Below are 18,410 nucleotides of genomic sequence, written 5' to 3'. Positions count from 1 at the left end.
AGGGCGCGTGGCAATGCGCGGAAACCTAGACGCTCCAGGCTAATCGGAACTTCTCGGCGGCCTGCTCGGCGCTGAGGTCGCCGAAGTTATCGTGCTCGTAGCGGCGCACCGCGACCACGGCATCCACGACCGCATCGCCGAGGACGGACCGCATCAGCGAGGAGCGCTCGAGCGCGTCGATCGCCTCGGCCTGGTTCTGGGCCATCATCACGATGCCGGCGCGCTGTCGTTGCTCATCGGTCAGCATTGCGGGATCGACCGTCGTCTCCGGCGGTAGTGCCAGCCGGCGTTCGATCCCGTGGAGGGCGAGCCCGAGGATCGCCGCCGTCGCCAGATACGGATTGGCCGACGGGTCGACGACCTTGACCTCGACGTTGGCCCCCGACGGGTTGCTGACGCCGCCGATCAGGAAACGCACTGCCGCCTCGCGGTTCTCGGTGCCCCAGCAGATCGAAGCCCCTGACCAGAGGCCGGGTTGCATGCGCTGGCCGGACAACAGCGAACCGGCGAGCACGCCCTGAGCCTCGGGAAGGCCGGCGAGCAACCCTGCCACCGCCGACTCCCCCTCGGGTGTCAAACCGTTGACACCGTCTCCGTCGGAGAACACGGGGGCGTCATCACGCGTCATCGAGAAGTGCTGATGCGAACCCGATCCGACCTCTCCGGCGAACGGGACCGGCGACAGGCTCACCCGCATCCCGTACCTGCGCGCGACTCGGCCGATGATGATCCGCATCAGCACGAGCGCATCGGCAGCCGCAACCGGCGCCAGGGGGGCCAGCGAGATCTCGAACTGGTTGACGCCGTACTCGGGGTGAAACTGCTCGATCGCGACACCCGATGCGGTTGCGGCGTCGGTTACATCGCGGACGAACCCCTCGAACTCCAAGACTCCGGCCAGGCCGTATTGGGCCCACAGGTGCGACGGCAACCGGCTGCCGTCGGGCCCGACGAGCACGAACTCCATCTCATGGCCCACGACCGTGCTGATTCCCGCATCGGACAACCTGTCCGCAACCCGGCCGAGCGCGCCGCGGCTGCAGTAGGCGTCCGGGGTTCCGTCTTGGTTGAAGAAATTACCTGGCGCCCAGGCTAATCCGTCACCGAGGATACGTAGTGCGGCGAGGTCGATGCGGATCCGCTGGTCCCCCACCACGCCGATATCGTCGCCGAAGACGATTCCGCTCTGGTCGATGGCGAAGACATGCCATACGGGGCTGGCCCCGAGACCGGGCTCGGCGAAGGTGCCCATCCGGCGCAGCGGCACCGTCTTGGCGAGCGTGAGCCCGGCGGGGTTGACAACCGTGCCGATGAGGGTGGCGACCCCGTCGGACTCGAGCTGTGCGATCGCCGCCGCCGCGAGCGGTTTGGCTGCCCCTGAGTTCACGACAGCCATTGTGCGCCCCGGTGCCGCCTACAGCGTGATCTTGCAGCTTTGTCCGATGTCCAGCGTGCGCAGCATGCGGCCCATGCCGAGCCACATCGCGCACGACAGCGCCAGATCCGTGAGCAACTCGTCGGAGAAGTGCTCGCGGCAGCGTTGCCAGAAGTTCTCGTCGTCGCGCAGACCGGTGTGGTCTCCTGCGAAGCGTTCGGCGAACTCGGCGGCGATCCGCTCCTGTGCGCTGTAGCCCGGCCACGTTCGCCATTCGGCGGCATGGTCGTAGAGGTCCTCGTCGACGCCGGCTGCGAGACCTTCGGAGTCCCGGGTGTTCTGGCACACCACACATTCGTTGTTCAGGGCGATGACCATCCGCGCCAGTTCGCGTACCCGCATCGGCAGCCGATTCTTCGTGTAGACCGCGTTGGTGAAGCCGGCCATCGCGATACCGATATCCGGGGACATCGTCACCCAGGCGGCAGCGTCATCGTCGGCGAAATCCCCGATTCGACTCATGGCCGCATCGTACGCCCGCGGACGTCGAATTGGAACGCGTTCTAGTTCCGGACCTGCACGGTCAGCCGCTTGTGACCAGCTGGGTGCGGTCGTCGGTCCAGTCGCGCTGCAGGAGCATTCGGTGCGCGATGCGCTCCAGCGCTGCCTCGACCTGGAACCGGTCTGGGCGTCCTTCGAAGGACGGCGAGGTGGCCAACTTCTCGACGATGCGGCCCACGATCGCCGTCGAGATCGCGTCGACCTGCCGAATCCCGTTCTGGGTCAGCCAGAGCCGTTCGCCGGTGCGAAGCGCCAGACCGCGTCGCACCAGATCGTCGAACGTCGGCTCGATGATCTCGTACGGCACGCGGAGCCGTTCGGCGATGTCGGTCAGCGTCGCCGAGCCGAATACCTGGTTCTGCCGGTAGATCTGAAGCAGCGCCCACATCTGGCTGACGTCGAGGTCGCAGCCGGGTTCGCGGGCCAGGCTGCGCAGTCGGATCTCCGGTGAGTCGCGGAACAGCCGGCCGACAGCCACTTCGAGGATTTTCTCGGGCGACTCGGTGCTCGGCATGCCGAAGCCCTCACCCAAGTCGGACGCCGACACGGTCTCCACCTCACGCAGCTGCACCTCCTTGAGGAACAGCGAGACGACGAATCCGACCACCGCAACGGGCACCGCGCACAGGAACACGCGACCCAGCGAGTCGGCGTAGGCGTCGACGATCGGCGCGGCCATCTGCGGGCTCAGCATGTGAAGCGCCTGCGGCGACTCCGCTGCGCGCGGCGGAGCACCGCTGGCGGCCAGTGCGGGCCCGATCCGGCTGGCGAGGAAATTGGCGAACAGGCTGCCGAAAATCGCTGCGCCGAAGGAGCTTCCGATGGTGCGGAAGAAGGTGACTCCCGAGGTGGCCACCCCGAGGTCGCTGAAGTTCGAGGTGTTCTGCACGACGAGCACGAGCACCTGCATACACAGGCCGATCCCTGTGCCGAGGATGAACAGATACAGCGACTGCTGCCACGTCGGCGTCGCGGCGTCCATGGCGGACAGCAACAGGAACGCCACCGCCATGGTTGCGGTGCCCGCGATCGGGAAAATTCGGTATCTGCCGGTGCGGCCGACGATCTGGCCGCTGCCGACCGAGGTGATCAGCATGCCCGCGACCATCGGCAGCGTGCGCAGACCCGACGTCGTCGCCGAGACGCCGTTGACGAACTGCATGAAGGTCGGCAGGAACGTCAAGGCACCCAGCATCGCGAAGCCCACGATGAACCCGAGGATGCAACAGACCGTGAACACCGGGCTGGCGAACAACCGGATGGGCAGGATCGGTTCGGCGGTGTGGAGTTCCACCCAGACGAATACGGCCAGGGCCGCAAACGAGCCCACGAACAACGCGATGATGGGGGTCGACGACCACGGATACGTGCTGCCACCCCAGCTCGTGGCCAACGTCAGCCCGGAGGCGCCCAGTCCGACGAACACGATGCCCGCGTAGTCGATGACGGCCTTCCCGGATTTCGCCAGCGGCGGGATCGCCACCGCAGCGACGGCGAGCACCACCAGCGCGACCGGCACGTTGATCCAGAACGCCCAACGCCAGGTGAGATGGTCGGTGAAGAATCCGCCGAGCAGCGGCCCGATCACGGTGGTGACACCGAACACCGCCCCAAGGGCGCCCTGGTAGCGGCCGCGGTCGCGCAGCGGGATGACCTCGCCGATCAACGCCATCGCGGTGACCATGATGGCGCCTCCGCCGACGCCCTGCAGCGCCCGGGACGCGACGAGCATGGTCATCGAACCGGCCATGCCGCACAGCACCGAGCCGGCCAGGAAGAACAGCACGGCGGCGCCGAACACCGCCTTGCGGCCGAACAGGTCACCCAGCTTGCCGACGACGGCCGTGACGATCGTGGACGCCAGCAGGTAGCTCGTCACCACCCACGACTGGTGGCCCGCACCGCCGAGGTCCGCGACCACTGTCGGCAGCGCGGTCGCCACGATCGTCTGGTCCAGCGCGGCGAGCAGCATCCCGAGCAGCACCGCGACGAAAATGGCGTTGCGGCGCCGTGGGCCGATCACCGTGCCGCCGGCGGCGGGATCGGCGGCCGTTGTCGTGGCCTGACTCGTCACTGCTTTCCTTCCGATGCGAACCCTCCAGCCATATCGTTAGTAAGGCTATGAAAGTTACGCACCGGGACAGGGTTGCCTCCGCGAGGGTGCACAAAACGCGGTGAAAGTGCGGCGTGTCGTGTGCAAACGCGCGCGCTCGCGCCAAAGGGTGCGCTCGCGCCAGGGGGAGCGCTCGCGCCAGGGGGTGCGCTACAACGAGGTCGGCGGGCGCGACACGCACTGGGCCGCGTAGAGCTCCTCGCCCAGCTTGTCCATCAGTTGCAGCTGGGTCTCGAGGTAGTCGATGTGCTCCTCTTCGTTGTAGAGGATCTTCTCGAGCAGCGTGGCCGACGTCGCGTCACCCTTCTCGCGGCACATGATGATGCCCGGACGGAGGCGCTCCAGTACCTCGTACTCGATCGCGAGGTCGGCCTCGAACTGCTCGCGGAGGGTCTGGCCGATCCGCAACGAGAACAGCCGCTGGTAGTTCGGCAGCCCGTCGAGAAGAAGAATGCGATTGGTTATGTCCTCCGCGTGGTTCATTTCTTCGAAGGACTCTTTGCGCGTGTATTCGGCGAGTTCGGTGAAGCCCCAATTCGCCTGCATCTTCGAATGCAGGAAATACTGATTAATGGCCGTGAGTTCGCTCGTCAATTGCTCGTTGAGCAGTTTGAGGACGTCCGGATCGCCTTGCATGGTCGCTCCTAGGCACTTGAGGGCTTGTCAAGCTTCGCTGTCGGTGATGCGCCTTCCACGCTAGTGCAGTTACCTCCTGCAAGCTCGCTTTAATGCTTGCGTGGGGCGAGTTTTCGGCCGAATTGTCAACCGCTGCGGCGCCTCGATGCGCAGATCGGGGGCCTACTCTGGACTGCCTAGGCTAAGTAAGGTTAGACTCTGCTAACCGTTGCCGAGGCCGCGAGGGAGACAGGGCGATTCGATGGGTCAGTACGATCTGCACTCATTGATTCTCGCGTGCGACTTTCGCGTCGCCGATGTCGAGCGAATGTGGAAATGGCTCAAAAAGCGTCGCGATAATCTGCAGTCGATTGGTGCGCATCATGTCGTCGTATATGAGTCGATCTGGGAGCCCAGCCGCGTCCTGGTGACAATTGGAATCCGAAATGCGCGATCAATTCGTGACGTCCTTCGGTCATCGGCGGTTTTCGAGTGGTTCGACATCGCCGGCGTCGATGACATCCCGCCGATCTTCGGTGGCGAAGTGGTCGAGAAGATCGACCTCTACCCGCCCTCGCCCGCCGATCACGTCGGCCGGGTGGTCGTGGGCGTCATGTCGTCGGTCGAGGACGTGTCGGCCCTGATGGTCAAGATTCACGACGGCGTCGAACGCTTCAAGCGCGGCGGGGTGCGCAAGATCTGGGTCTACCGTGCCCTCGACGACGGGCAGGAAGTCATGATCCTGCAGGAGATCGAGGATGAAGCCGCCGCCCGGCAGTGGATCGATCACCCGGACGGGGCCGCGGAGTGGATGACCAACTCGGGACTGGGTCCGTATCCGAGCCACTTCATCGGTCGGTTCGCCCACCTGATGAGCATCGACGGGCAGGGGTGACGGGGCGCGATGTTTGTCTGCCTGTGTATGGGAATCACCAGCCACGACGTAACCGAATGCGTGGCCAACGGCGCCCGGACGTCGAAGCAGGTCGCCGAGGCCTGCGGCGCCGGTGGCGACTGCGGGAGGTGCCGGCGCACCCTGCGGGCGATCATCGCGGCGCACTGCGAAGCCGACGACGCGGCGCCCAGAGCGGTGAATCACTAGCCTCGCGTCACTGGTCGCGTTTGCCGGTGAAGTCGGCCAGCGCACTCGCGTTCGCCGCCGCGCCCATCAACACCGCGAAATGTTCGTTCTCCCTTGCCGTCGCCGCGTCGATTCCCTCGCGGGTCGGTGCCGTCATCGTCTGCTTGACCGCCATGAGGCTGGCGATGGGCCGCGAAGCGAGGACTTCGGCGTGCCTGCGCGCCTCGGCCAACAACTCCTCGGGTGGACACACCTTCCAGGCCAGGCCCATCCGGTGCGCCTCGACCGCGTCCACCCATTCCGATGACATCAGCAGCCATGCGGCGTTCTGCCGACCGATCAGCCGCGGCAACAGATACGACGACGCCGCCTCGGGCGCCACACCCAGGCTCGTGAACGGCGTCTTGAGTCGCGCGTCGGCCGACATGAAGACCAAGTCGGCGTAGCCGAGGATCGTCGCCCCGATGCCGACGCCGACGCCGTTGACGGCACAGATCAGCGGTTTGGGGAAATCGGCGAGCGCGTCGATCATCGTGGTGAAGTGGCTGCCCTGTTCGTTGAACGCGGGATCGGTGATGCGCCTTTGCATCTCGTTGAGGTCGTTGCCCGCGCTGAACGCGCGCCCCTCCCCGGTCAGCAGGACGACCGCGACCTCGTCGTCGGCGGCCGCGTCCCTCAGCGCGGTCGCGGTCGCGAGGTACAACTCCTCGTTGAACGCGTTGAGCACGTCCGGCCGGTTCAGGGTAAGCGTGCGAATCCGGTTGTCGTCGGCGATCCGCAGGGTCGTTTCAGCCACCGCAGCAGATTAAGCGTTAGCCGTTGCTGTAGACCCGAGTGGGTGCGACGAGTACCACGGTGCGGCGCTGCTCTGCCATCACGCGGTCGTATTCCGCCCAGTCGTCGTGGGTTCCGCCCGCGGCTTGGAACACCTCCCGCAGTAGCAGCCGCAATCTGTCGGGTTCGGTGAGCCACGGTCGAGGATCGTCCGGCCCGGCGAGCTCGGCGTTGCCCTCCACGGTCGCCCACTGCCAGCCGCGGCGGAAGGTCACCGCCAGCTGCGGGTGGGCACGGAGGTTGGCCAGCTTGACCCTGCCGTAGGTGACGAAGCCGAGCACCGGTGCACCGGTGTCCGGATGTGCCAGCTTGCCGACGTTGACCAATGAGGCCTGAATGGTGCCGTCGGCGCGCAAGGTCGCCACCACGGCCAGCCCACTCTCGGGCGCGGCCAGCCCGGCGGCATCGTCGAGTGTGGTCATGACTTTCCTTGTGCAACAAAGACATTCGTGAACGGCGTCCGGTACACGTAGCGACTGGTCGGGACCGTGTCGACGTCGCGATTCGCGCCGAATGCCGACGTGCTGGCCACCATGCGTTCCATGCGGCTGCGTAACTCGTCGTCGTCGGTCGCTCCGAAGAACGCATGAAGGTCGGAAAGCGCGGCCGACGGGAACAACTCCTCGACGATCGCCGACACCGGCGGCGCGCCCGGCGTGAGAGCGCGCACGACCGCGTTCTGCGTGTAGCCGAACGTCGACTGGGTCTCGATGGCCACCGGTGTGTGGTCGATGTGCCAGCGGGTCAACCACGTCGCCTCGTCCAGGTCGGCGGGTCTGCGCAGAAGTGCGACATTGGCGAAGCCCTCGGTCCGCTCCCCCGGCGCGGTGTCCGGCGGAGCCATGGGGACCGATTCGGTGACCAGGTAGGCGGCCACGTCGTCGGCCTCCTGGCGGAGTCGTGCCAGGGCGGCGGTGACCTGATCGCCGTAGGACTGCTGGGTCCACAGACTGACGAAGCCGACCACCGGCGGGTCCAGCGTGGTCAGGGTCATCAGCGAGTCGCGGACCACGCCGTCGCGCACATTCACCGTCAGGCCCGCAGTGCCGAGGTTCAGCAGATCGGGGACCACCTGTTGATGCAGACGCGCACACCAGGCGTCGTCGGTGTCGACGCCCCGCAACGTGATGACGACTTTCTCCACGAAGCGAACCTAACGCGTCGCAGCGCTCAGGCTTCCAACCGCTCGCGGATGCGAGCCAATCGCTGCCTCAGCTCGTTCTCGTCGATGACGCCCCGAGCCACCAGCGAGTGCGCCAGCGCCACCAGTTGGCTCTCGGGGTAGGGCAACTGGGCGTAGCGCGTCGCCGCCAACACGTCCTCTTCGTCGCGTCGCGCCTTGAAGTCCGGGATGTCGGCCTCGCATGCCGCCCGGTCGAGCGCGTCGCACAAACCGTCCAGGCTTGTCTTCCAGGGCGGCACAGGGTTTTCCACCCCGTACTTCGCCGCCATCCGCGACCAGACCTGATTGCGTTCGACGATCTCCTCAAGCGGTGCGACCGTGGTCTGTTCGATACCGGGATCCGGTGTGCCGCTCATGCTTCCGAGGCGGGATGCACGGCAGGACGGGTGTCGGTGATGACGTTGGTGGTGACGCCGGGTTTGGGCAGGGCAACGCCGATCAGGCAATCACGCGTGACGATTTCGGCGAGTTGCGCTTCGGTCCAATCTTCGGTCCCCTCGGGACGCATGGGCATCACCATGAAGCGGTGCTTCTGGTTGGAGTCCTGCACGCGAACAGTCACCTGGTCGGGCAGATACAGACCGAACTCCGCCAGCACCTGACGCGGCCAGCGCACCATTCGCCTGCGGTAGTTGGGCGTGCGGTACCACTCCGGCGAATTGCCCAGGATCGGCCGCGGATAGCAGGAGCACAGCGCGCACACGATCACGTTGTGCACGTCGGGTGTGTCGGCCAGGATCTCGAAAGCCGTGAAGTCGCTGGGTGTTCCGAATCCGGTCGGCTCCATCCAGTCGACGCCGACCTCCTTGCTGGCGGTCATCGGTTCGGTCAGCGCGAGCTTCTTGAACTCGGGGTCCAGCCATGCCCTGGCGACCAGCGTGGCCGCGGGCGTCGGCCCGATCTGTTCGGCGAACTCGGTGAAGCGGCGATGCTCCTCGGCGGTGAAGATGCCTTTCTCGATGCACAGTTCGCGCAACGCGATCTCGAGGACCTCGAAGTCGGTGATCTCGTCGACCATCGGTGCCACCGTGCGATCGTGATCGTGATCGTGATCGTGGTCTGTCATGAGGCGGCCTCCAGCCAGTGCTCGGGGATCTCGGTCTGTATGACGTCGTCGCCGGTGCCGGTGTAGCCGTGCCACAACTCCGACATGTTGAACCGCACGACGTAGAACCATTCCGGTTTGGCGGGCCGGTCCCAGGTCTCGTCCTCGGCCGCCGGGCTCTCGTAGGCGACGGTCGCGATCTCGCCGCGTGCCCCGCGCACGTATTCGGGTGTGCGGGTGTAGAAGATCACCGGGAGTTCACGCACGAGCACCGTATCGCCGACTCTGAACTTCGGTTCGCCGGCCTGCCCGGCATAGACCTGCGGGTCGCCTTTGCCCACCGCGTGCTTGTGGTGGGCGTTGCGCTTGACGTCTGCTCCGTCGCCTTCGAACTTCGGCTTGGCTTCCAGCTTTTTGCCGGCCAGCCCGCCCTCGTAGCGCGCCTTCACCTCTGCCATCCGCTCACTCAATTCGGTCAGGCCGATGTGGTGCTTCTCGACCAACACGCGGGCGACGGCCAACAGCCAGCGGCCGTAGTACGGCAGTCCCAGATACTCGGCCCGGCCCACATCGACGTTGCCGATGCGGCGCCGTTCTTCGGAAAGCCAGATCCCGCGCCAGGCGAGCACTTCGCAGATGACATACGTCATGTGCTCCCAGAGCTCGTACTGTTTGTTCTCGTACTTGATCGGCGCATCCGGTTCCCCGCCGACGTCGTGTACGGGTTTGAGGTATGCGGTGATCCGGTTGTGATCGAGCAGATCCGGTGTCGGCGCATCCGGCAGTTCGGGATAGGCCGATTTCAACCGGGCCACCAGGTCGAGTTGAGCTGCTCGCTCGGCCGCCGTGCTCATGACGATTCCCTTCGTTGCCCCGGCCGAGCCACCGTCGACGTGCACGGCTCAACTCGGTGGTTCTCATGAGACGGAGTGCTCGCGATGCGGAACGGCGGACCGTCATCGGCTGTCGATTCGCGCGCGACAGCGATATCCGCCACCGGCACCTCCGATGCTGTCGCCCTACCCCGTCGGCTGACTCTAACGCCGAAACCCGGTCGGCGCAGGCGAATCGGACGAGGGTTGTGGTCGGCTCCCCCGGTGTCGGGCTTGTGCTGTGGCACATGAGGTTTGAGGCATCGGCGCCGGGCTGCACGACGGTGGCCGGTTACATCCCCGCAACATCGAAAAATTGACGCGCGTGATGTCCCGGCGATGAAGTGCACAAGCGTCAGAATGAGTACGTGAGCACCCGCAGCAGGGTCATCGATGCCCTCCGGCCGGCCATGCCCGAACCATGGGCGGTGGTCAGAAGCCTGCTCGGGGTGTTGGTGATGGCCTCGATCGCGTTGCTGTGGGAGTCCGGGGCAACGGCTGTCTGGGTAGCAGGCGCCGGGGCGGTCGCGGGCGCAGTCGCGTTGCAAGACAGCCCGGGCGGGCGGATCGCACGAGTGCTCGTCGTCGCCGTGCAGATGGGCGTGGCGGTTTTCCTCGGGTCCCTGCTCTCCTCGTTCGACGCCCTGTTCATCGTGGTGCTGGCGGTCTGGTGCTTCGGGGCAGGCCTGCAGTGGGCGGTGGGAAACAACGCGGGTCTGGTGGCCGCCGCGGGAGGAGCCCTGTTCGCGATCGCGCCGCCGCTGTCCCCGTCGGTGTCGTCGGTGCTCGTCCCGACCGCCCTGACGATCGTCGCCGGCGCGCTGCAGGCGGGGTTGATCGCGGTCTCGCCGCCGCAGCGATGGCGTACTCAACGCGAGGCGCTCGCCGATGCCTACGGGGCGCTGGCCGCGGATGCGCGTCGGCTCGCCCACGATGCGGAGACATCCGCCGGCGCCACGCTGAAGCCGTCATTGCGCGATGCGTTCATCGACACCCAGGCGGGCCGCCGGCCCGAGGCGTACCGGGGTGGGCACCGGCTGCCCGAACGGATCATGGCGACATTGCGCATGCTGCGTGCCACCCCGGCCGGCGACCGCGACGACGTCTCCAGGCTGCTGGCGGCCGCGGCCGAGGTGCTCGACGCGATCGCCGACCACACCCACGTCGCGCGGCGTAACGCCGAGCACGGTCTGGTCCGGTTGGATGCCGCGGCCGACGCACTGGACGAGCCGGAAAGCCCTGACCTCAAACGGCTTTCCCAGCAACTGCACGAGGCAGCGGAGTTGCGTTTTCCCGATCTGTATCGGCCTGACCTGATCAGCCCCGCGCGTGGGGCGCTGACCTCCGTCCGCTCCCATATGACCCTGACCTCACCGCTTTTCCGTCACGCCGTCCGATTGTCCGCGGCGGTCGCGGTCGCCGCGTGTGCGGACCGACTCGCTCCTGTCGCGCACGGTTACTGGATCGCGCTGACGGTGCTCATGGTGTTGCGCCCGGAGACCGCTCACACCTATACCCGCTGCGTCGGGCGTCTCGCGGGCATCGGCACGGGTGTCGTCGTCGCGTCGGTGATCGTGATGCTGGCTCATCCCACGGGTCTGATCGCCGCCGCACTTGCGACGCTGGGCCTCGCCTCCACGTACGCCGCGACCAGGACGGGTTACATCGCCACCAGCGCCGCCTTGGCGGCTTCCGCGGTGTTTCTTCTCGAGATCGACGCCGCCACCTCCGGCGCGACGCTCGAGGACCGGTTGTTCTCGATCGTCGTCGGCGGCGGGCTCGCGGTCGTGGCACACGTCGCGTTGCCCGACCACGCGCTGACCCGGTTGCATCACCGCGCCGGCGAACTGCTCAAAACCGAGATCGATTACGCCGCAACGGTGGTCAGGGCTTACGTCCATCCCCTCGATCACCCGGCCGACGCCGTTTCGTCGGCCTGGCAACACGCTTACCGCGCCCGCGCTGGATTCGAAGCCGCATCGGGTGCGACCCGGATGGAGTCCCGCGAGCTGCGTCGGTGGTTGCGGTCGTACCGCACCGCGCTGAACGCGGTCACCATTTCGTGCACGGCGCTGGAGGGCAACCTGCCCAATCGGCCGCCGCCGACGTTGACTCCTGAGTTCATCGCCGCCGTCGACGATTTCGTCGATGCGCTGCGCGGGGCGCCGCCGAATCCGGGCACACCGTGGACCGTGGACATCGCGGCCTTGACCGCGGCCAATCAGCAGGTGCGGGAGAAGGCCGAGGCGCTCTCCGGTGACGACGGCGCCGCCCGCGTACTGGTCGCCGAAATCGGCGCCATCACGCGCAGCTTGTCGGGGATCGCCGCTATCCGCGAGCCCACTTCGGCTCGATGAACACACCCTCGGCTTCCACCGTCACACCCTCGTCGTCGGCGAGGTATCCCGTCGCATAGGACTTGATACCTTCGGACCTCGTGGTCGTCGCCTCGGCGTGCAGGCGCCCGAGGCGGGTGGGGCGCAGATACCGCAGAGTGATGGTTCCGGTGAACCTTGGGTTTATCGAGTTGGCGGCGACCTCGCCGAGTACATGGTCGAGGATCAGCGCCGAGATTCCGCCGTGCACATGCCCCGGCGGGCCCTCGTAGGCGGCGCCGAGTTCGAAATCGGTGTAGACCGTGCCGTCGGCACCCTGCTCGATGGTCAATGGCGGCGCGATCGGGTTGCGCAGTCCGATCACCGGGTTGCCCCACGGCAGCCGGTCGCCCCCGGTGGTGAAGCGCACGCCGAAGGGTCCGTCGATCTGCCGTGACCGCAGAACCGCTGTCGCACTGTCGATCTGCTTGCGGATCGTCGCGACCGTGTCGGCGTCCACCTCGGTGCGGATCGTCGCGTCGATCAACTGTCGAACCGATTCGGCGAGCGGACCGTAGACACCACGCAGCCGGTCGATTTCTGCTGGGGACACATCGCCGATGTCGGTGAACTCCACCACGCAAGCACTAGAACACGTTCCAGCGGGGGTTGTCGAATCGCTCGTCTGCCTGCGCGCCGACCTTCGCGCGAGCACTCAACCTTGTACGGATCGCAGCCGGGAAACCGGACACGGGTGTGGGCTGAGGCCATGCAACGGGTGGGAGGGCGAGGCGCGCATCACAACGGCGTCGCAACCCGCATTAGATTACCTATCTTTTCGTAGTCACCTGTCTATGAACAGTCTTACGCTGCTCGTATGGCAGCACGCGCACACAGCGTCGACCCACGGGCCGAGCGGGTACGCGCACGCCTTCGGCAGGCGGCGTTCGCGCTCGCGCACGAGCGACCGGTCGACGGGTTGACCGTCGGCGACATCGTCGCGCGCGCAGGCGTCAGCAGGCAGGTCTTCTACCAGCACTTCACCGACCGCGACGACGCGGTGGCGACCGCGATCACCGTCGCGTTTGCCGCCGCCACCGCCGATATCGACGGCGCTGCGCCGGCCCGGATCCTGCGGCTGTTCGACTTCGTCGCCGACCATCGAGCGGCGTATCGCCACGTCGTCTCCAGCACCGTGTCGCAACGCGTCGTCGCGGCGTTCCGCGCCGAACTGACACCGGCATGCGACGAGCTGGCCAGCGCTGCCGTGCCCGCGGTGACAGCGATCGCCGGCGTCGCGCCCGAGGCGGTGACCCGGTTCCTTGTCGGCGGCTTCACCGAGGTCCTGCGGTCCTGGATGGACGACCCGAGCGCCACCGACCTGAGCGACCGCGTGCGTGCGGCGCTGGACACCGTCAACGCACTGCTCGGCATGTCCGACCACTCGAAAGGCTCACACCATGGGTAAACACCACGCCCCCGAGCACTCCCCTCTGCGCGACCCCACCGCGGTACGCACGACCGTGCTGGCGCTGTTGGGCATGGCGCTGGTCGTCATCGCGATGATCGCAAGCTACTCCGGTGCTTTCGCCAAGCCCACGCTGCACGACATGACCGTCGCCGTGGCCGGGACGCAGCGATTCGTCGACGGGGTCCGGGGCAATGACGCGCTGACAGTCATCGAGGTCGGCGACGAAGCCGTTGCGCGCCAACAGGTCTACGAACGCAATGCCGACGCGGCGTTCGCTGTCCATCCCGGTGGCGCGATGACGATCTACGTCGCGGGCGGCGGTGGCCGCAGCGTGGCAGCCGCGGCAGAAAGCGTCGGTGAAGTGGTCGCTTCGAGGGCGGGCCTGCATCCCGTTGTGGAAGACGTCGCACCGCCGTCCGCCGGCGACCCGTCGGGCACCGTCGAGTTCTACGCGGTCATCTTCCTCTCGATCGGTGCGTCCGTCGCCGCGACGGTGCTCGGCAGGTTCATGGGCACGGTGCGCAGGCCCGCCACGTTGGCCCTGCGAACAGCGACGCTGGTCGCCTACTCGGCGCTGCTCGCGGGCGGCGTCACCCTTTACGTCGATGTGGTCCTCGACGCGCTGGTCGGGCACATCTGGCAGGTCTTCGGCACGCTGTGGCTGTACGCGATGGCCGTCGGCGGGGCGATCACCGGTGTTGCCGCGGCATTCGGGGCCGCCGCTTCGTTGGCCCTGACGGGCTTTTTGGTGATCATCGGCAACGCCGCGGCGGCCGGACCCGTCGGCCGGCCACTGCTCTCGGAGTTCTACGCCACCTTCAGCGCGATCGTCCCGCAGGGCGCCGGGGTCTCGCTCTTGCGTAGCGTCGTCTACTTCGGCGGCAACGGTGCGCAGCCAGCTGTGCTCACCTTGCTGGCATGGGGCGCCGCGGGTTGTCTGCTCGCAAGCCTCGCCACCGCTGCGCGGGTGAATTATCGTGCCGTGCATGAGCATCTCGCTCGGCGACGAGACCTATTACGACCTCGGGTCCTATCACCGGCCGATTGACACCCCGTCGCCGCAGGCGCAGGTGTGGTTCGACCGCGGGATGGTGTGGTGCTACGCGTTCAACCACGAGGAGGCGATCCGCTGCTTCGAGAGGGCACTGGAACTGGACCCGGGGTTGGGGATCGCACGCTGGGGCATCGCGTACGCGATCGGGCCGAACTACAACAAGGGTTGGGACGCCTTCGATCCCGTCGATGCGGCCGCGTCGCTGGCACGCGCCAGGATGGAGTTGCATCTGGCCGCCGACCATCGCGCGGCACCGGTCGAACGCGGGCTGATCGCCGCGCTGCAGAGCCGTTTCCCCACCGACGATCCGAACGACACCCAGGCGCTCGAAGCCGGTGGCGCAGACTACGCCGATTCGATGGCGGCGCTGGCACAGGCACACCCCGACGATGTCGACGTACAGGCCCTTGCCGCCGACGCGTTGGTGAACGTGACGGCATGGGCGTTGTGGGACACCAGAACCGGCGAGCCCGCGCCGGGCTCGCGTGTGGTGGCGGCCAAACGCATTCTCGACGACGCGCTCGCTACCGAGGAGGGCCGCAGCCACCCCGGCATTCTGCACCTGTACGTGCACACGATGGAGATGTCGGCGGCCCCGCAGGATGCGCTGCCGGCCGCGGACCTGCTGCGCGGCCTGGTGCCCGATGCCGGCCATCTGCAACACATGCCGAGCCACATCGATGTGCTGTGCGGCAACTACCGCGACTCGGTGGTGGCCAATCAGGCGGCGATACAGGTGGATCGGCGGTTCGTCGAACACGAGGGGCCGCTGAACTTCTACTCGCTGTACCGAGCGCACAACCTGCACTTCGTGGTGTATTCGGCGATGTTCGAGGGCAATTCACGCGCCGCATTCGCCGCCGCCGATGAGCTGGCCGTCCAGCTCAGCCCCGAACTGTTGGCGATCGAGTCCCCGCCGATGGCCGACTGGCTGGAGGCGTTCGTGCCGCTGCGTACCCACGTGCTGGTGAGGTTCGGCCGTTGGCACGACCTGATAGCCCAGCCCCTGCCCGAGGACCGGCAGCTGTACTGCAGCACCGTCGCGACGATCCACTACGGGCGCGGCGTCGCGCACGCCGCCACGGGCAACCAGGAACAAGCCCGCGCCGAACGCGACGCGTTCGCAGAAGCCTACGGCCGCATCCCCGAAAGCCGATATTTGTTCAACAACACCGTGATCGACATCCTGGCGATCGCCGGTGAGATGCTCGACGGTGAGATCGCCTACCGCGCAGAGGACTACGACACGGCGTTCGCGCATCTGCGGCGGGCGATCGAACTCGACGACGCGCTGCCCTACGACGAGCCATGGGGCTGGATGCAGCCGACTCGTCACGCCTACGGCGCCCTGCTGCTCGAACAGGGTCGCGTCGAGGAGGCCGCCGCGGTCTATGCCGCCGACCTCGGACTCGATCCCACGCTGCCCCGGCCGTGCCAGCATCCGAACAACGTGTGGAGCCTGCACGGCTATCACGAATGCCTGCAGCGGCTGGGGCGCGAGGCCGAGGCTGCGGTCATCGGTCAACAGCTCACCCTCGCAGCGGCGCGCGCCGACGTCCCGGTCCGCGCCTCCTGTGCCTGTCGGCTGGACGTCTCTCCGGACTGTTGCGACTGATCCGTAGACTCCGACGTGTGGCCATCAGCGATGACGATCTCGCCCGCCTCGGCCGCTGTGCGGAGCTGGCGCGTGAAGCGCTGGAGGACGGCGACGAGCCGTTCGGCTCCCTTCTGGTCGACGACGCGGGCCGCACGCTGTTCGAGGACCGCAACCGCGTCAAGGACGGAGACCACACGCGCCATCCGGAGTTCGCGATCGCCCGCTGGGCCGCGGCCAACCTGACGCCCGACGAGCGGGCCGCCGCGACCGTCTACACCTCCGGGGAGCACTGCCCGATGTGTTCGGCGGCCCACGCGTGGGTGGGGCTCGGCCGGATCGTGTACGCGGCGTCGTCGGAGCAGCTGACCCGATGGCTGGCCGAATGGAATGCGCCGCTACCGCCGGTGGTATCGCTGCCGATCACCACGATCGCCCCTGGCGTCGAGGCGGACGGGCCCGCCGAGCAGTTCCGCGAGGCGATGAAGACCCTCTACGAAGCGAAGTTCCGGCCGTGACGGATGCCTCGCACACCGCGGCCGTCTCCGAACCGGGCTGGGTCCAGCACGTCATCTGGTGGCACGTCTACCCGCTCGGTTTCGTCGGTGCGCATCCGGCCGACCCGCCGCCGAGCCCGGACGAGCACCGGCTGCTGCGCATCGTCGACTGGCTTGACCACGCGATCGAACTCGGGGCGTCGGGACTGGCACTGGGGCCGATCTTCTCCTCACGCACCCACGGCTACGACACCACCGATCACCTCCGCATCGACCCGCGACTCGGGGACGACGACGACTTCGGCACGCTCGTCGTCGAGGCGCACCGGCGCGGGCTGCGGATTCTGCTCGACGGCGTGTTCAACCATGTCGGAACCGATTTCGCCCACACCGAGTGGTTGCGCACTCGAGGTGACCGCGTCGACGTGTTCGAGGGACACGGCGACCTCGTGGCGCTGGACCACGGAAACCCGGCGGTGGCCGACTACGTCGTCGACGTGATGACGCGCTGGCTGCGGCGCGGCGCCGACGGGTGGCGTCTCGACGCCGCCTACGCGGTCGACGACCGGTTCTGGGCGGAGGTGCTCCCGCGTGTTCGCGAACAGTTCCCCGACGCGTACTTCCTTGCCGAGATCATCCACGGCGACTATGCGCAACGAGTGCGCTCGTCGGGCTTCGACTCGGTGACCCAGTACGAACTGTGGAAGGCCGCGTGGAGCGCGCTCAACGACGGTAACTTCCATGAGCTGGACTGGGCGCTGGTGCGCCACAACGAGTTTCTGGATACGTTCGTGCCGACGACCTTCGTCGGCAATCACGACGTCACCAGGATCGCCAGCCGACTCGACGACATCCGCCACCTCGAACACGCCTTGGTTCTGCAGATGACGACCGGTGGCACACCGAGCGTCTACGCCGGAGACGAGTTCGGCTACCGGGGAATCAAAGAGGAACGTTTCGGCGGCGACGACGCGGTGCGACCCGAGTTCGCGACTCCCCCGCTCGATGTCGACGAACACGGCGCAGACGTGTTCCGCTTACACAAGTTTCTGATCGGGCTGCGCCGACGCCACGCGTGGCTGCACACCGCGCGTACATCGCCGTTGCTGTTGACCAACCGCCAGTACGTCTACCAGAGCCGCGCCGGATCCGAGGCGTTGATCGTCGCGCTCAACATCGCCGAGGAACCGCTGGCGATCTCGTTGCCCCACCTCGGATTTGATCGGGGTGAAGTTCTCGCCGGCTCCGGTGCACCGCCGTCCGAGGTCGTCACCACCTACGAGGTCGGACCCCACGGCTGGCTGATCATCGCTCCGCACTGAGCAGTTCGACGGTCAGCGGGTCGGGTTCGCCGTCGTAGTACTTCGCCAGTACGCGGCCGAAGAGCGCCTGGTCATCGGGGTTGTCGGCGGCGCGACTGAACAAGGTCATCGACGAGCGCACCTTGAGGTTGTCCGGCCACCCGAACAAGCCGTCGGCCGATGGTTGTTCACTGCGGGCGACCAGATCCGCGCACTCCCGCAGGCGCGGTCCCAGCACACCGTGGGCCAGGTAGGCCCGGGCCTCGGCGAGGGAGCCGATCCCGTACCGCTGCGCGGTCGGGCTCCTGCCGAGCCCGCGCAATTGCGGGAACACGAACCAGATCCAGTGGCTGCGCTTACGGCCGGCGCGCAGTTCGTCGAGAACCGCGTCGTACACGCGTTCCTGGGCGTCGAGGAAGCGCTGCAGGTCGAAGGGGTCGCCGGACATCGATCTGTCTTTAGTCATGTCGTCGGCCAGTCTGACAAGCTAACCTGTGCG

20 protein-coding genes are annotated in these 18,410 nt (G+C 67.0%); 8 read left to right on the top strand and 12 right to left on the bottom strand.

Features of this window, described 5'->3' with window-relative positions; genetic code table 11:
• Positions 1-25: 25 nt before the first annotated feature.
• The 4 genes from AU192_RS00490 to bfr form a co-directional block, all read right to left on the bottom strand.
• Positions 26-1,396, bottom strand: a complete 1,371-nt coding sequence (locus tag AU192_RS00490) for a type I glutamate--ammonia ligase (protein ID WP_064393757.1) — start codon at positions 1,394-1,396, stop codon at positions 26-28.
• Positions 1,397-1,414: 18 nt separating this feature from the next.
• Positions 1,415-1,897, bottom strand: a complete 483-nt coding sequence (locus AU192_RS00485) for a carboxymuconolactone decarboxylase family protein (RefSeq protein ID WP_064393756.1) — start codon at positions 1,895-1,897, stop codon at positions 1,415-1,417.
• A 61-nt stretch (positions 1,898-1,958) separates the two neighbouring features.
• A complete protein-coding gene (locus AU192_RS00480; RefSeq protein ID WP_064393755.1) occupies positions 1,959-4,010 on the bottom strand; it encodes an MDR family MFS transporter in 2,052 nt (683 codons plus the stop codon).
• A 189-nt stretch (positions 4,011-4,199) separates the two neighbouring features.
• Positions 4,200-4,685, bottom strand: a complete 486-nt coding sequence (bfr, locus tag AU192_RS00475) for a bacterioferritin (protein ID WP_064393754.1) — start codon at positions 4,683-4,685, stop codon at positions 4,200-4,202.
• Positions 4,686-4,926: 241 nt separating this feature from the next.
• Between bfr and AU192_RS00470 the strand changes: the two genes are divergently transcribed.
• Positions 4,927-5,559, top strand: coding sequence for a hypothetical protein (locus AU192_RS00470; protein ID WP_064393753.1), 633 nt, complete (start codon positions 4,927-4,929; stop codon positions 5,557-5,559).
• A 9-nt stretch (positions 5,560-5,568) separates the two neighbouring features.
• The gene (locus AU192_RS00465; protein WP_064393752.1) at positions 5,569-5,766 is read left to right on the top strand and encodes a (2Fe-2S)-binding protein; all 198 of its coding nucleotides are present in this window, start codon (positions 5,569-5,571) and stop codon (positions 5,764-5,766) included.
• 7 nt (positions 5,767-5,773) lie between these two features.
• On the opposite strand, the gene AU192_RS00460 is transcribed toward AU192_RS00465, so the two are convergent.
• From AU192_RS00460 to AU192_RS00435, 6 genes are read right to left on the bottom strand one after another with little or no spacing between them, the layout of a single operon-like run.
• Positions 5,774-6,541 (bottom strand): enoyl-CoA hydratase/isomerase family protein, encoded by a 768-nt coding sequence (locus AU192_RS00460; RefSeq protein ID WP_064393751.1) that lies wholly within the window; start codon positions 6,539-6,541, stop codon positions 5,774-5,776.
• A 16-nt stretch (positions 6,542-6,557) separates the two neighbouring features.
• On the bottom strand, positions 6,558-7,001 hold the full coding sequence (locus AU192_RS00455) for a TIGR03618 family F420-dependent PPOX class oxidoreductase (protein ID WP_064393750.1): 444 nt from the start codon (positions 6,999-7,001) through the stop codon (positions 6,558-6,560).
• Complete coding sequence (locus AU192_RS00450) at positions 6,998-7,723, bottom strand: EthD domain-containing protein (protein ID WP_064393749.1); 726 nt, start codon at positions 7,721-7,723, stop codon at positions 6,998-7,000. The genes AU192_RS00455 and AU192_RS00450 overlap by 4 nt, the downstream gene beginning before the upstream one ends.
• 26 nt (positions 7,724-7,749) lie before the next feature.
• Positions 7,750-8,118 carry a hypothetical protein gene (locus AU192_RS00445; RefSeq protein WP_064393748.1) on the bottom strand — a complete coding sequence of 123 codons (369 nt, stop codon included), beginning with the start codon at positions 8,116-8,118 and terminating at the stop codon, positions 7,750-7,752.
• Complete coding sequence (gene scnC, locus AU192_RS00440) at positions 8,115-8,828, bottom strand: thiocyanate hydrolase subunit gamma (protein WP_064393747.1); 714 nt, start codon at positions 8,826-8,828, stop codon at positions 8,115-8,117. The genes AU192_RS00445 and scnC overlap by 4 nt, the downstream gene beginning before the upstream one ends.
• On the bottom strand, positions 8,825-9,661 hold the full coding sequence (locus AU192_RS00435) for an SH3-like domain-containing protein (RefSeq protein ID WP_064393746.1): 837 nt from the start codon (positions 9,659-9,661) through the stop codon (positions 8,825-8,827). The genes scnC and AU192_RS00435 overlap by 4 nt, the downstream gene beginning before the upstream one ends.
• 428 nt (positions 9,662-10,089) lie before the next feature.
• On the opposite strand from AU192_RS00435, the gene AU192_RS00430 reads away from it, so the two are divergent.
• Positions 10,090-12,036: an FUSC family protein gene (locus AU192_RS00430; RefSeq protein ID WP_120275371.1), complete on the top strand. Its 1,947-nt coding sequence runs from the start codon at positions 10,090-10,092 to the stop codon at positions 12,034-12,036.
• Here the strand turns inward: AU192_RS00430 and AU192_RS00425 are convergent.
• Positions 12,008-12,634, bottom strand: coding sequence for a PaaI family thioesterase (locus tag AU192_RS00425; protein ID WP_064393745.1), 627 nt, complete (start codon positions 12,632-12,634; stop codon positions 12,008-12,010). The two genes, AU192_RS00430 and AU192_RS00425, sit on opposite strands and share 29 nt — an antisense overlap.
• Before the next feature lie 237 nt (positions 12,635-12,871).
• Between AU192_RS00425 and AU192_RS00420 the strand changes: the two genes are divergently transcribed.
• Genes AU192_RS00420 through AU192_RS00400 form a run of 5 tightly spaced genes read left to right on the top strand, consistent with a single transcriptional unit; the run spans position 12,872 to position 17,932 of the window.
• Positions 12,872-13,462 carry a TetR/AcrR family transcriptional regulator gene (locus AU192_RS00420; RefSeq protein ID WP_064393744.1) on the top strand — a complete coding sequence of 197 codons (591 nt, stop codon included), beginning with the start codon at positions 12,872-12,874 and terminating at the stop codon, positions 13,460-13,462.
• Positions 13,455-14,513 (top strand): hypothetical protein, encoded by a 1,059-nt coding sequence (locus AU192_RS00415; RefSeq protein WP_064393743.1) that lies wholly within the window; start codon positions 13,455-13,457, stop codon positions 14,511-14,513. Before AU192_RS00420 ends, AU192_RS00415 begins: the two co-directional genes overlap by 8 nt.
• Positions 14,452-16,134: a tetratricopeptide repeat protein gene (locus tag AU192_RS00410; RefSeq protein WP_064393742.1), complete on the top strand. Its 1,683-nt coding sequence runs from the start codon at positions 14,452-14,454 to the stop codon at positions 16,132-16,134. Before AU192_RS00415 ends, AU192_RS00410 begins: the two co-directional genes overlap by 62 nt.
• Positions 16,135-16,151: 17 nt before the next feature.
• Positions 16,152-16,631, top strand: a complete 480-nt coding sequence (locus tag AU192_RS00405; RefSeq protein WP_064393741.1) for a nucleoside deaminase — start codon at positions 16,152-16,154, stop codon at positions 16,629-16,631.
• Complete coding sequence (locus AU192_RS00400; RefSeq protein WP_064393740.1) at positions 16,628-17,932, top strand: alpha-amylase family protein; 1,305 nt, start codon at positions 16,628-16,630, stop codon at positions 17,930-17,932. The genes AU192_RS00405 and AU192_RS00400 overlap by 4 nt, the downstream gene beginning before the upstream one ends.
• Here the strand turns inward: AU192_RS00400 and AU192_RS00395 are convergent.
• A complete protein-coding gene (locus AU192_RS00395; RefSeq protein ID WP_068201698.1) occupies positions 17,916-18,377 on the bottom strand; it encodes a DUF1810 domain-containing protein in 462 nt (153 codons plus the stop codon). The genes AU192_RS00400 and AU192_RS00395 overlap by 17 nt on opposite strands.
• Between the last annotated feature and the right edge of the window lie 33 nt (positions 18,378-18,410).

Source organism: Mycobacterium lehmannii (genome assembly GCF_001499925.1).
Taxonomy (GTDB): domain Bacteria; phylum Actinomycetota; class Actinomycetes; order Mycobacteriales; family Mycobacteriaceae; genus Mycobacterium; species Mycobacterium lehmannii.
This window is presented reverse-complemented; position numbering and strand designations above follow the sequence as displayed.

Excerpts from the sequence above, each read along its gene's own strand:
- AU192_RS00435 (WP_064393746.1), bottom strand. The coding sequence starts at position 9,661 with ATGAGCACGGCGGCCGAGCGAGCAGCTCAACTCGACCTGGTGGCCCGG.
- AU192_RS00395 (WP_068201698.1), bottom strand. The coding sequence starts at position 18,377 with ATGACTAAAGACAGATCGATGTCCGGCGACCCCTTCGACCTGCAGCGC.
- bfr (WP_064393754.1), bottom strand. The coding sequence starts at position 4,685 with ATGCAAGGCGATCCGGACGTCCTCAAACTGCTCAACGAGCAATTGACG.
- AU192_RS00465 (WP_064393752.1), top strand. The coding sequence starts at position 5,569 with ATGTTTGTCTGCCTGTGTATGGGAATCACCAGCCACGACGTAACCGAA.
- AU192_RS00470 (WP_064393753.1), top strand. The coding sequence starts at position 4,927 with ATGGGTCAGTACGATCTGCACTCATTGATTCTCGCGTGCGACTTTCGC.
- AU192_RS00445 (WP_064393748.1), bottom strand. The coding sequence starts at position 8,118 with ATGAGCGGCACACCGGATCCCGGTATCGAACAGACCACGGTCGCACCG.
- AU192_RS00455 (WP_064393750.1), bottom strand. The coding sequence starts at position 7,001 with ATGACCACACTCGACGATGCCGCCGGGCTGGCCGCGCCCGAGAGTGGG.
- AU192_RS00430 (WP_120275371.1), top strand. The coding sequence starts at position 10,090 with ATGCCCGAACCATGGGCGGTGGTCAGAAGCCTGCTCGGGGTGTTGGTG.
- scnC (WP_064393747.1), bottom strand. The coding sequence starts at position 8,828 with ATGACAGACCACGATCACGATCACGATCACGATCGCACGGTGGCACCG.
- AU192_RS00490 (WP_064393757.1), bottom strand. The coding sequence starts at position 1,396 with ATGGCTGTCGTGAACTCAGGGGCAGCCAAACCGCTCGCGGCGGCGGCG.
- AU192_RS00415 (WP_064393743.1), top strand. The coding sequence starts at position 13,455 with ATGGGTAAACACCACGCCCCCGAGCACTCCCCTCTGCGCGACCCCACC.
- AU192_RS00410 (WP_064393742.1), top strand. The coding sequence starts at position 14,452 with ATGAGCATCTCGCTCGGCGACGAGACCTATTACGACCTCGGGTCCTAT.
- AU192_RS00420 (WP_064393744.1), top strand. The coding sequence starts at position 12,872 with ATGGCAGCACGCGCACACAGCGTCGACCCACGGGCCGAGCGGGTACGC.
- AU192_RS00485 (WP_064393756.1), bottom strand. The coding sequence starts at position 1,897 with ATGAGTCGAATCGGGGATTTCGCCGACGATGACGCTGCCGCCTGGGTG.